Genomic DNA, 11925 nt, shown 5'->3' with positions numbered 1-11925 from the left:
AGGCCGAGCGTCCCCGGCGGAACGTAGGCTGGCACCAGCATGAGCACCCCCTCCCTCCCCGGCTTCGAGCACCTGCTCGCCGACCCCGCGACCACCCCCGCCGGCGGCACCAACGGTGGCCCCGACGGCGGCTCCGACGGCCCAGGCGACCGACCCCGTACGCCGCGGCGCGGGCCGAGCCGGGAGGAGCTGCTCGAGGGGCTCAACGAGCCTCAGCGGGCCGCGGTGGTCCACGCCGGTGCGCCGCTGCTGGTGGTGGCGGGGGCGGGGTCGGGGAAGACCCGCGTGCTGACCCGGCGGATCGCCTGGCTGATCCAGGAGCGGCAGGCCCACCCGGGCTCGATCCTGGCGATCACCTTCACCAATAAGGCAGCGGCCGAGATGAAGGAGCGCGTCGAGGACCTGGTCGGCAAGCGCGCGCGGATCATGTGGGTGAGCACGTTCCACTCGGCCTGCGTGCGGATCCTGCGCAAGGAGGTCGACAAGCTCGGGTTCAAGTCGAGCTTCTCGATCTACGACGCGGCCGACCAAAAGCGCCTGATGCAGCTGGTCTGCAAGGACCTCGACCTCGACCCGAAGCGCTACCAGCCGGGCGCGCTGCTGCACCGGGTGAGCAACCACAAGAACGAGCTGCGCGACGTCGACGAGGTCAAGAAGGACGCCAAGAACAAGCTCGAGGAGACCTACGCCGCGGTCTACGAGCTCTACCAGCGGCGCCTGCGCGAGGCCAACGCGCTCGACTTCGACGACCTGATCATGGCCACGGTCAACCTGCTCCAGGCCTACCCGGAGGTGCGCGAGACCTACCGCCGGCGGTTCCGCCACGTGCTCGTCGACGAGTACCAGGACACCAACCACGCCCAGTACGCCCTCATCCACCAGCTCTGCGCCGACCCGATGGAGGAGACCGGCGCGGCCGACGACGCCCAGCGCGTGGAGCCGGCCGAGCTGATGGTCGTCGGTGACGCGGACCAGTCGATCTACGCCTTCCGCGGCGCCAACATCCGCAACATCCTCGACTTCGAGAAGGACTTCCCGAACGCCACCTCGATCCTGCTCGAGCAGAACTACCGCTCGACCCAGACCATCCTCAACGCCGCCAACGCCGTCATCGGCAACAACAAGGGCCGCAAGCCCAAGCGGCTGTGGTCCGACGCCGGCGACGGCGACCGGATCGTCGGGTACGTCGCCGACGACGAGCACGACGAGGCCCGGTTCGTCTCGCAGACCATCGACGAGCTGGTCGACGAGCACGGCGTGCGCCCGGCGGACGTCGCGGTCTTCTACCGCACCAACGCCCAGTCGCGCGTGTTCGAGGAGGTGTTCATCCGCACCGGCCAGCCGTACAAGGTCGTCGGTGGCGTCCGCTTCTACGAGCGGCGCGAGGTCCGCGACGCCCTGGCCTACCTGCGCATGCTCGCCAACCCCGACGACCAGGTCTCGCTGCGTCGGATCCTCAACACCCCCAAGCGCGGCATCGGCGACCGCGCGGTCGAGTGCGTGAGCGCGCTGGCCGACCGCGACCGACTCACCTTCTGGGAGGCACTGCGCCGCGCCGACGACGCGCCCGGCCTCGCCACCCGCTCCGCGACCAACATCCGCGGCTTCGTCGCGATGGTCGAGGAGCTCCAGTCGATGGTGGAGGCCGGCGAGCGCGCCGACGTCGTGCTCGAGACCGTGCTGGCCCGTTCGGGCTACCTCGCCGAGCTCGAGGACTCCGACGACCCGCAGGACGCCACCCGCATCGAGAACCTCGCCGAGCTCGTCGCCGTCGCCCGCGAGTTCTCCGACGACCCCGTCGCCGGGCCGTCGGCCGACCCCGCCGACGTCGACGCCGGCACGGTCGCGCCCGGCCTGCGCGACTTCCTCGAGCGGGTCGCGCTCGTCGCCGACACCGACTCGATCCCGCAGGACGATGACGGCGTGGTCACCCTGATGACCCTCCACACCGCCAAGGGCCTGGAGTTCCCGGTCGTCTTCCTCACCGGCCTCGAGGACGGTGTCTTCCCGCACGCCCGCGCGCTCGGTGACCAGCCCGAGCTGGAGGAGGAGCGCCGTCTGGCGTACGTCGGCCTCACCCGCGCCCGCGAACGGCTCTACATCTCCCGTGCGGTCGTCCGCTCGGCCTGGGGCGCGCCGTCGCACAACCCGGGCTCGCGGTTCCTCGACGAGCTGCCGGTCGACCTCGTGGACTGGAAGCGGACCGAGGCCGCGCAGACCTCCTGGAGCCGGCCGGACCTGTCCGGCGGAGGCGGCAGCACCCGCCTGGCCACCCCGACCGCCGCCGGTCGACGCAACTTCTCCTCGGCCGCCCTGCGCGCCGACGCCGCCGCGAAGTCCAAGCCGGCCCGCGAGGTGCCGTCCCTGGAGCCCGGCGACCGGGTCCTGCACGACTCGTTCGGCATGGGCACCGTCGTCGCGCTCGAGGGCGTGGCCGAGAAGGCGGTCGCCTCGATCGACTTCGGCAGCGAGGGCGTCAAGCGGCTGCTGCTGCGGTACGCGCCCGTCGAGAAGCTCTGACCCGGCGGAGCCGGGGCGGAGCTCGACGGTGGTCGAGCACGCGCCTGCGACCGAGGGACGAGGTCGCAACGAGCGTGTCGAGACCCGGTGACGTGCCCGCCGACAGCAGGGACGGGCGCGTCCTCGCTACGGCGTCAGGCCGTGGACCTGCAGCGCGGCGAACGGGTCGACGGGGTCACCGGCGCCGGGGCGGACCTCGAGGTGCAGGTGCGGGCCGGTGACGTTGCCGGTGGAGCCGACGGTGCCGATGACCTCGCCGGCGCGGACGACGTCGCCGGGGGAGACGGTCGTGGAGGTCTGGTGGCAGTACCAGAGCTCGGTGCCGTCCTCGAGGGTGAGGACGGTCTTGTTGCCGTAGGCGCCGTCGTACCCGACGCTCGTGACGACGGCGTTGGCCATGGCCAGCAGCGGGGTGCCGGTGGGCGCGGCGAAGTCGAGGCCGGTGTGGTAGCTCGCCCAGAGGCCGTAGTCGCCGAAGCGGGCGGTGAGCCGGTAACCGGCGAGGGGCATGACCCACTGGTTCTCGGCGATCTTCGCCGCGTGCTTCTCGGCGTCCTTCGCGAACTGGGCGAGCGCGGTGTTGCGCTGGCGCATCTGCTTCGCGGCCTCGGCCACGAGCTCCGCGTCGGCGGTGTCGGCGAGGGCGTCGCGCCGGGAGTCACGGCTGACGCCGCTGGAGCGGTCCAGCACGTCCACGCTGGAGACGCCGCTGGCACCGCTGAGCGCGGTGGGCTGCTGGACCTTCACCTGCTCGGCGACCAGTTCCGGGGTGCCGGTGGTGACCACGCCGCCGACCGAGACCGCGAGGGCCGCCGCACCGACGAGGACCGGCGCGGAGGGGAGGCCCTTGAGCAGCGGGCCGCGGGAGCCGGTCTGCTTGACGGCCTTGCGCTTGCCCACGGTGGTGGTCGTCGTGCGGGCGTCGGTGCGCACCAGGGGCATCTCGACGGTGACGTCGTGGTCGCGGAAGACCGTGGTCGCGTCGGAGCCGACGGCGGTCGTGGTCGCGGCGGCGGGGTTTGCCTCGAGGGAGCCCCGGGTAAGGGGTTCCCGTCCGGCCACGCGACGGCCAGCGGTCACCCGCGGGGTCTCCGAGGGACGGCGGCGAGGGCCGCGACGGTCCGCTCGGTGGTTACCCATGAATGGTGACTCCGTTGCTGTCGGCTGCAGGCGTGCGCTTCCGGCCCGTTCCCGAGGGAGGGGAGGGACGAGTGGCGACTGTAACGGACCGGTCACGGTCATCGAAATCGGGCTGGACAACCTTGTGGACGATGTGCGCGACGGTGTGGAGGACGGCTCCGGCCGGTCGTGCGACGCCCTAGGCTGCGCTCCCGTGCCCAGGCTCCTGCTCGCTGCCCTGTCGGACGCCGACGCGTCCGCGATCGGATCCGAGGGCGAGCCGACGCCGAGCGACCAGGCCCTGACGCGGTTGGCGCGAGCGCTGCGCGACGCGGGCCACGAGGTCGTCCATGCAGGTCAGGGCGTCGACGAGCGGTTGGTGACCGCCGCCGCCGTCCAGGAGGACGTCGCCGTCGTCGTCCTCCTGACGCCGCCGTCGTACGACGCGGGGTCGCTCGCCGCGGACCTCGCTGGCGACCCGGACGACGCCGACGACGCGATCGTCCTGGTGACCGCCGCGACGGACGACCGGGCCGCCGACGTGGTCCGGCGGGTGGCGGACGAGGCGCCGACCGGCTGACGGCCGGCGTGGCCGACGACACGGCGTCCCCCTGCAGGAGGAACGGGTGAGCGGAGCCCGGACGGGGCACCGGGGCCCGGACGTGGCGTCGGCCGACGGCTAGTGCGTTGCGTCACGTAGGCGCCCTCTGCCCTCGTCGCCGACCCGGCGACAGGTCTAGTGTGCCGCGAGGACACCCCCGGGCCGCCGCGCGCCCCGCGCCGGACGCGGCCCGCACCCTGAATAGGACTGGTGGAATTTCGTGGACCTGATGGAGTACCAGGCGAAGGAGCTCTTCGCCAAGCACGGTGTGGCGACCACCCTTGGGAAGGTCGTGGAGACCGCCGAGGACGCCAAGGCCGCCGCCGCGGAGATCGGTGGCGTCACCGTCATCAAGGCGCAGGTCAAGGCCGGCGGCCGCGGCAAGGCGGGCGGCGTGAAGCTCGCCAAGACCGCCGACGAGGCCTTCGAGCACGCGTCGAACATCCTGGGCATGGAGATCAAGGGCCTGACGGTCAACCGTGTGCTGGTCACCCCCGCCACGCCGCCGGTGGAGGAGTACTACTTCTCCTTCCTGCTCGACCGCTCGAACCGCTCGCACCTGTGCATCGCCTCGGTCGAGGGTGGCGTCGAGATCGAGGAGGTCGCCAAGACCAACCCCGAGGCCGTCCGCCAGATCCCGATCGACGCGCTCGAGGGCGTCACCCCGGAGAAGGCCGCCGCGATCGTCGACGAGGCCAAGTTCCCTGCCGAGCTGCGCGACCAGGCCATCGAGATGGTCCAGGCGCTGTGGAAGGTCTACGTCGAGGAGGACGCGACCCTCGTCGAGGTCAACCCGCTGGCGCGCTTGGAGGGCGACAAGCTGGAGGCCCTCGACGGCAAGGTGTCGCTCGACGACAACGCCTCGGAGTTCCGTCACCCCGACCACGCGCAGTTCGAGATCCGCGAGGAGGCCGACCCGCTCGAGGCGAAGGCCAAGGACCTCGGCCTCAACTACGTCAAGCTCGACGGTGCCGTGGGCATCATCGGCAACGGCGCGGGCCTGGTCATGTCGACCCTCGACGTCGTGGCGTACGCCGGTGAGGCGCACGGCGGCGTGAAGCCGGCGAACTTCCTCGACATCGGCGGCGGCGCCAACGCCACCGTGATGGCCAACGGCCTCGACGTGATCCTCAACGACCCGCAGGTCAAGAGCGTCTTCGTCAACGTCTTCGGCGGCATCACCGCCTGCGACGAGGTCGCCAACGGCATCAAGGGTGCGCTGGAGATCCTCGGCGACAACGCCACCAAGCCGCTCGTCGTGCGCCTGGACGGCAACAACGTGGAGGAGGGCCGTCGGATCCTCGACGAGCTCGACCACCCGTTGGTGACGCAGGTGGACACGATGGACGGTGCGGCCGACAAGGCCGCCGAGCTGGCGAACGCCTGAGACAAGGAGACCTTAGAAATGACGATCTACCTCAACAAGGACTCCAAGATCATCGTCCAGGGCATCACGGGCGGGATGGGCTCCAAGCACACCAACCTGATGCTCCAGGCCGACTCGAACATCGTCGGCGGTGTCAACGCCCGCAAGGCCGGCACCACCGTCGAGCTCAACGGCAAGGAGCTGCCGGTCTTCGGCACCGTGAAGGAGGCCATGGAGGCCACCGGCGCCGACGTGTCGGTCGCCTTCGTGCCGCCGGCCTTCACCAAGGACGCCTGCATCGAGGCCATCGACGCCGAGATCCCGCTCCTGGTGGTCATCACCGAGGGCGTCCCGGTCCAGGACAGCGCCGAGGTCTTCGCCTACCTCCAGGGCAAGAAGACCCGGATGATCGGCCCGAACTGCCCCGGCATCATCTCGCCGGAGGAGTCGCTGGCCGGCATCACCCCGCACACCATCGCGGGCAAGGGCCCGGTCGGCCTGGTGTCGAAGTCGGGCACGCTGACCTACCAGATGATGTACGAGCTGCGTGACTTCGGCTTCTCGACCGCCATCGGCATCGGTGGTGACCCGATCATCGGCACCACGCACATCGACGCCCTCGAGGCCTTCGAGAACGACCCGGAGACCAAGGCGATCGTGATGATCGGCGAGATCGGCGGCGACGCCGAGGAGCGCGCGGCGGCGTACATCAAGGACAACGTCACCAAGCCGGTCGTCGGCTACGTCGCGGGCTTCACCGCCCCCGAGGGCAAGACGATGGGCCACGCCGGTGCGATCGTGTCGGGCTCCTCCGGCACCGCGCAGGCGAAGAAGGAGGCCCTCGAGGCCGTCGGCGTCAAGGTCGGCAAGACGCCGTCCGAGACCGCGGCCCTCATGCGGGAGATCCTCCAGGCGCTCTGAGCACCTGCTCCTAGCACGCAGAACGGCCCCCGGCGATCCCGCCGGGGGCCGTTCGTGCGTTCGTACGCCGGGTGCGTGCGGGCGGCTCAGTCGGCGCGGAGGTCGCCCATCGCGGCCACGACGCCGCGGGACTCGGCCACGATCGCGGTGAACGCCTCCTGGGTGGCCGCGGCCGGGTCGAGGCCGCCGCTGCCCTCGCTCTGGTTCTCGGCCAGCAGCACCGCGCTGCCGACCCGCACGACGAACAGGGTGCTCATCCCGGGGACCGGCTCCCCGTCGCGCTCGTAGCGGGTGATCGCTCCGCCGGCGCGGTCGCCGGTGTCCGAGACGTCGTTGATGACCTGGGTGAGCCGTCGCGAGCCGTCCTCGACGACGAGGTCGATGCAGTCGTCGAAGATCGCCAGCACGTCGTCGACGTAGGCGTCCGCCTCGTCCTCGGTCGCGAAGGTGAGCAGCTGGCGCTGCCGGTAGTCCTCGGGGTTGGTGAAGGCCGCGCGCACCAGGTCGGTGTGCTCGGGCACCTCGGCGACCGCGCCGCACGCCTCCGGCTCCATGACGTCGAGCCCGGTGCGGGTCGGCCCGGCGAGGCCGAACTTCCCGCCCTCGGAGTCCGTCGGCCACCCGGAGAGCAGCGGGAAGCCGTCGGGCACGACGTGGGCGGCCGGCGAGCCGGGCTCCTCGCCCAGGACGGTGTCCAGGTCGCACGGCTGGGCGTCGAAGACGCAGAGAGCGGAGCGGGTCACAGCCGACCGTTCGAGCAGGTTGCGGGAGACCTGGTTGAGGGCCGGGGCTCCACCGGCGCTGGTGAAGGCCTGGTCGATGAGCACGGCGTTTCCATCGCGGGACAGCCGGGTGAAGGTCAGGTCGGAGAACGAGCGCTCCTCGAGCTCGGCCTGCTCCACGACGAGCAGCGCCTCGGCCTCCGTGCCGCCGGTGTCCTCGGGTCCGACGCTGTAGCGCAGCGGCCCGGAGAGCTCCTCGGCGCAGGCGGAGACGGCCGCCTCGACCCGATCGAGCGCGGCACCGGCGGCGTCGGCGTCGGCGTAGACGGCGAGCGTCCGACCCGCGAAACCCTCGACGCCGTCCCCGACGGAGACATCCGCCCGGGCGACGGCGGAGCCGAGCGCCCACGTGTCAGGAGCGCACTGCTCGAGCGGTCGAGCGCCCGAGCGGGAGCGGACCTCGCCGGTCAGGCCTTCGTCGAGCGGGAAGTCCTCCGGCACCTCCTGCAGCCAGGAGACCGACGGCGCGGGCGGGGCGGGGCTGACGTCGCGGCCGTCGTCACCGGCGCCGGAGACGACGCTGAGCGGGACGGCGACGGCGGCGAGCGCGGCGGCGACCCCGCCGACGGTCGCGAGAGCGGTGTTGCGACGCCGCATCCGGTCGCCGCGGCGGCGTACCTCGGAGGCGGGCAGCGGGTTCACGGTGGCCCCTTCGGAGCGGAAGTGCTGGAGGTCCTCGATCGGGTCACGCACGGCTCGCACCCTTCTCGTAGCCGGTGTCGTCGGAGAGCAGGGCGGCGAGCGCGGCGCGGCCGCGACTGAGCCGGGCCTTGACGGTGCCCTCGGGCACGCCGGTCTCCTGCGCCACCGCGTGGACCGGGAGGTCCGCGATGTGGTGGAGCACGAGCGCCTGCCGCTGCGCCTCGGGAAGCTGCTTGAGCGCGGCCACCAGCGCGACGTGCGCCTCGCTGGGCGCGGCGGTCTCGGTGCGGGCGCCGAGCGCGCGGTCGGCGGGCCGCCGGCTCCGCGTCGTACGTCGCCAGCGGCTGACCGCGAGGCGGTACGCCGTCGTGCGCACCCACGCCTCGGGGTGCTCGGCCCGCTCGAGCTTGCGGCGGTGCGCCCACGCCCGCACGAAGGCCTCCTGGACGCACTCCTGCGCCTCGTCCCGATCGCCGATCATCGCGTACACCTGACCGGTGATCTTCTGGAACGACGCGGTGTAGAAGTCGTCGAACTCGCGTTCGTCCATCGACTCGTTCCCGTCTCGCTGTGCTGCTCCGGCCGGCGCTCGGTGGCCGGTCAGGAGGGATACGCCCCGGTGGGCCTCACGGTTGCACGGCTGGACGAAGAAGTTCGGGAGCCGGGGGAGCCGGTCTAGGGCGCCTTCTTCGGGGCGGGGTGCTCGTGCAGGCGCTCGAGCGCGCGGCGGGCGACGCCGACGAACGCCTCGTCGGTGATCGTGCGCCGTCCGCCGGGCACGAAGCCGACCTGGCCGACCGCCGTGCCGGCCCGCAGGACGGCCATGTGGTAGCGGACGGTCGTCTCGTCGGACAGCTCGGTGGTGACCACCCAGACCGTGAGCGCCTCCCGCCGGGTGTCGCTGGTCGTCAGCCGGCGCACCTCGGTCGTGAGGTCGTCCTCGGCGCAGCGGGCGATCCGGCGGCGGACGCCGTCGACGAAGGCGTTGGCCTTCCGCCGGCCCAACGAGCCCGCGGTCTCGCTCAGCCCGAACTCGGTGGGCAGGCCCGCGTCGAGCACGACGAACGTGCGGGTGACGTTGTTGCTGATCCCGCCGCCGGTGAAGGTGGTGCGGTCGCAGGGCGTGGCGGCGGGGTTGGTGTCCGCGCGCACGGTCGGGCTGCCCGTCCACGGAGCGGCCACGCGCTCGACCGGCGGCAGGTCGATCTCGGAGAGCAGGCTCGGCACCTCGCCGACCGGCACGGGCGGGGCCAGCTGCGGCTCCGGCTTCCCGACGCACGACCCACCGTCGGGCAGCGAGCACAGCCCGCGCACGGCGTCGGCGAGCAGGTCGGTGCCGCCCGCGACGTCGGGCCGCGCGTCGTTGCCGACCCGCAGCACGGTCGTCGTCGTCAGCAGGCCGGTGCGGGCCACGCCGACGACGGTCGTGCGGACCGGCCGCGACCACGACCGCAGCGCGAGCAGCATCGCCTGGTCGCCGACCGCGCCGACGGTGCGGGTGGACAGCAGCTGCACGCGGGGCTCGGAGCACGCGGCGTACCACTGCAGGCTGCGGCGGAAGGTGCGCTTGGCCGCGCGCTCGTTGCGCGACGCCTCGGCGAGCTGCCAGGCGTTGCGGCGCGGGCCGTCGCCGGGGTCGGCGGCGGCGAAGGTGCGGAGGAGGGCGGCCGTGCCGCGGGGATCGGCGTACCGGTCGGCCTGGCAGGGCAGCACCGTCCCGTCGCCCTCGGTGTTGCCGTCGGTGCGTCGCTCGGTCCAGCCGGTGCCCTGGACGCGCGACCGCACCTGCTCGGCGCTCAGCAGCGCGTCAGCGACCAGCGGCGGCTGCGCCGCGACACCACGCCCGGCCGGCGTCTCGCCGCGCTGACCGGTCGCCGCCCGGTCGAGCGAGGTGCGGACGCCGTCGTCGCTGACCACGACGCCGCTGACCACGAGCGCGGCGACGGTGGCCAGCACGCCGGCGGCGGTGTGGGCGCGGCGCCGGCCGGAGCCGGACCGGCGCAGGATCGTGGGGCGCGGCCACCGCACGTCGGCGACCGCCGCGGACAGCGGCTCGAGCAGCGCGGCGACCTCACCGCTCGGCACGGCGCGCAGCTCGGTGAAGGCCGCGCCGGCGGTGCGCAGCTCGCGCTCGGCCTCCTCGCGGGTCAGGCCGACCTCGCGCGCCAGCTCGTCGGACGGCACCTGGGTGAGCAGGGCGAGCAGCAGCACCCGGCGCTGCCCGGCGGGGAGCGCGGCGAGGGCGTCGAAGGTGGCCTGGACGTCGGGGTCGAGGTCCTTGTCGCGATGACCGAGCCGGGCGGTGTGGCGGCGCTGCGCGTAGGCCCACGCGTGCGGCCGCAGCCACGCCTCCGGGTCCTCGCGGCGCGAGACCTTGCGCCAGTGGTGCCAGGCGACGACGTACGCGTGCTTGACCGCGCTCCGCGCCGCCGCCAGGTCGCCGGTCAGCGCCCAGGTCTGCAGCAGCAGCCGGTCGCGGGTGCTCTTGTAGAGCTCGTCGAACGCGTCCGCGGGATCGGCGGGCCCCCGGGGACCCACCGGGTCGACGGGACCCGCGGGATCGGCGGGGTCGGCGGACGGCGGCATGGCGCCGACCACCGTACCCGCGCGGCGTGGCAGCACGGCCACACCGGTCGGGCGGGTGATGATCGGGGAGCCATGACCTCCCTGCTGCCCCCGTCGACGGCCCGTTCGTCGACCTCGGTCGGCCACGACCTGGCCCACCGTCGACCGCTCGTGCTGGTCGCGACGCTCGGTGGTGCGGCGGCCGCGCTCGGTCCGCTGCTGGTGTGCCTGGCGCTGGGGGTGGTCGGTTGGTTCCTCACCGACGCCGGCGCCCACGGCTCCTCCGGCGACGGCCTCCGCGTCGGCGCGTGGGCCTGGCTGCTGGGCCACGGGTCGGGCATCCGCGTCGAGGGCGTCCCGGTGACGGCGGTGCCGCTCGGCCTCACGCTGGTCAGCGCCTGGACCGTCTGGCGGCTCGGCCTGCGGGTCGGGGACTCGGTCTCCGGCCACGGCCCGGACGCCGACCGGATCGCCGACGGCGAGCGCGACTGGACGGTGCCGGTCGCAGCCGGGCTGCTCGCCGCGGGGTACGTCGTCGTGGCGGTCGTGACCTGCGTGCTCGCCACCGACACCGGCTCCGGCGTCGCCACCGGGCGGGTCGTCGGCTGGTCGCTGCTGCTCTGCCTCGGGCTCGGCGCCCCGGCGGTCGCGGTCGGCTCGGGCCGCGCGGCGATCTGGGCCGCGGTCGTCCCGCCCGTCCTGCGGCTGGCGCTGCCCGCCTGCCGGCTGGTGCTGCTCGGCTGGCTGGCGGTCGCCGCCGCCGCGTTCCTCGTCGCGCTCGTGCTCGACCTCGGCACCGCCGCGAACGTCCTCTCCCAGCTGCACACCGACGCCGGCGCCGCCACGCTGCTCGTCCTGGTCTCGCTGCTCGTGGTGCCGAACGCCGTCGCGTTCTCCGGCTCCTACCTGCTCGGCCCCGGCTTCACGGTCGGCGCCGGCACCCTCGTCTCGCCGACGGCGGTGGTGCTCGGCCCGCTGCCGATGTTCCCGCTCCTCGCCGCGCTGCCTGATGCCGGCCCACCGCCGGCCTGGACGGCGTACCTCGCGGTGCTGCCGGCCCTCGTCGCCGCCGTCGCCGTGGCCCGCCACCACCGGCTCGTCCCGGCCGACGGGTGGGGCGAGGCCGTCGCCCGCGGGCTCGCCGCCGGCGTGCTCGCCGGTATCGCCTTCGGCCTGCTCGCCGGTCTCGCCGGGGGCGCGGTCGGTCCCGGCCGGATGCGCGACGTCGGACCGTTCGAGCTCGACGTCGCCCTCCACGCCATCACCGCCTTCGGCGTCGGCGGGCTCGTCGGCGCCCTCGCCACCACCTGGTGGCAGCGGCGCTCGGCCGTCGCCGACTGAGCGGGCGGACCAGCGGCGCTTGTAACGGACCGTCCGCTGCTCTGTCGGCACGCTGCAACGTGCAGATA

The 11925-nt window shown here is 73.5% G+C and carries 9 protein-coding genes; 5 read left to right on the top strand and 4 right to left on the bottom strand.

Going from position 1 to position 11925, the window contains the following annotated elements; genetic code table 11:
• Positions 1-39: 39 nt before the first annotated feature.
• Positions 40-2520 carry a DNA helicase PcrA gene (gene pcrA / locus H7344_RS12260; RefSeq protein WP_186346315.1) on the top strand — a complete coding sequence of 827 codons (2481 nt, stop codon included), beginning with the start codon at positions 40-42 and terminating at the stop codon, positions 2518-2520.
• Between the two features lie 126 nt (positions 2521-2646).
• Here the strand turns inward: pcrA and H7344_RS21210 are convergent, their stop codons facing one another.
• Positions 2647-3600 carry a M23 family metallopeptidase gene (locus H7344_RS21210; protein WP_186346314.1) on the bottom strand — a complete coding sequence of 318 codons (954 nt, stop codon included), beginning with the start codon at positions 3598-3600 and terminating at the stop codon, positions 2647-2649.
• 253 nt (positions 3601-3853) lie between these two features.
• Between H7344_RS21210 and H7344_RS12250 the strand changes: the two genes are divergently transcribed.
• The 3 genes from H7344_RS12250 to sucD all read left to right on the top strand — a co-directional run bounded on the left by H7344_RS12250 (position 3854) and on the right by sucD (position 6527).
• On the top strand, positions 3854-4219 hold the full coding sequence (locus tag H7344_RS12250; protein ID WP_186346313.1) for a hypothetical protein: 366 nt from the start codon (positions 3854-3856) through the stop codon (positions 4217-4219).
• Positions 4220-4460: 241 nt separating this feature from the next.
• Positions 4461-5627: an ADP-forming succinate--CoA ligase subunit beta gene (sucC, locus tag H7344_RS12245; protein WP_186346312.1), complete on the top strand. Its 1167-nt coding sequence runs from the start codon at positions 4461-4463 to the stop codon at positions 5625-5627.
• A gap of 18 nt (positions 5628-5645) precedes the next feature.
• Positions 5646-6527, top strand: coding sequence for a succinate--CoA ligase subunit alpha (gene sucD / locus H7344_RS12240; RefSeq protein ID WP_186346311.1), 882 nt, complete (start codon positions 5646-5648; stop codon positions 6525-6527).
• A gap of 86 nt (positions 6528-6613) precedes the next feature.
• Here the strand turns inward: sucD and H7344_RS12235 are convergent, their stop codons facing one another.
• From H7344_RS12235 to H7344_RS12225, 3 genes are all read right to left on the bottom strand, one after another.
• Positions 6614-8002 carry a hypothetical protein gene (locus tag H7344_RS12235; RefSeq protein WP_186346310.1) on the bottom strand — a complete coding sequence of 463 codons (1389 nt, stop codon included), beginning with the start codon at positions 8000-8002 and terminating at the stop codon, positions 6614-6616.
• Complete coding sequence (locus H7344_RS12230) at positions 7995-8501, bottom strand: RNA polymerase sigma factor (protein ID WP_186346309.1); 507 nt, start codon at positions 8499-8501, stop codon at positions 7995-7997. The genes H7344_RS12235 and H7344_RS12230 overlap by 8 nt, the downstream gene beginning before the upstream one ends.
• A 125-nt stretch (positions 8502-8626) precedes the next feature.
• Positions 8627-10537, bottom strand: a complete 1911-nt coding sequence (locus tag H7344_RS12225) for a SigE family RNA polymerase sigma factor (RefSeq protein ID WP_186346308.1) — start codon at positions 10535-10537, stop codon at positions 8627-8629.
• Between the two features lie 72 nt (positions 10538-10609).
• On the opposite strand from H7344_RS12225, the gene H7344_RS12220 reads away from it, so the two are divergent.
• Positions 10610-11857: a cell division protein PerM gene (locus tag H7344_RS12220; protein WP_186346307.1), complete on the top strand. Its 1248-nt coding sequence runs from the start codon at positions 10610-10612 to the stop codon at positions 11855-11857.
• Positions 11858-11925: the final 68 nt, after the last annotated feature.

This window comes from Nocardioides deserti, assembly GCF_014266025.1.
GTDB classification, from domain to species: Bacteria; Actinomycetota; Actinomycetes; order Propionibacteriales; family Nocardioidaceae; genus Nocardioides; species Nocardioides deserti.
The sequence above is the reverse complement of the archived record's forward strand: the minus strand, read 5'-3'. Positions and strand labels throughout refer to the sequence as shown.

Coding starts and splice junctions, on each gene's coding strand:
- pcrA (WP_186346315.1), top strand. CDS start 40: ATGAGCACCCCCTCCCTCCCCGGCTTCGAGCACCTGCTCGCCGACCCC.
- sucD (WP_186346311.1), top strand. CDS start 5,646: ATGACGATCTACCTCAACAAGGACTCCAAGATCATCGTCCAGGGCATC.
- H7344_RS12230 (WP_186346309.1), bottom strand. CDS start 8,501: ATGGACGAACGCGAGTTCGACGACTTCTACACCGCGTCGTTCCAGAAG.
- H7344_RS12225 (WP_186346308.1), bottom strand. CDS start 10,537: ATGCCGCCGTCCGCCGACCCCGCCGATCCCGCGGGTCCCGTCGACCCG.
- H7344_RS12220 (WP_186346307.1), top strand. CDS start 10,610: ATGACCTCCCTGCTGCCCCCGTCGACGGCCCGTTCGTCGACCTCGGTC.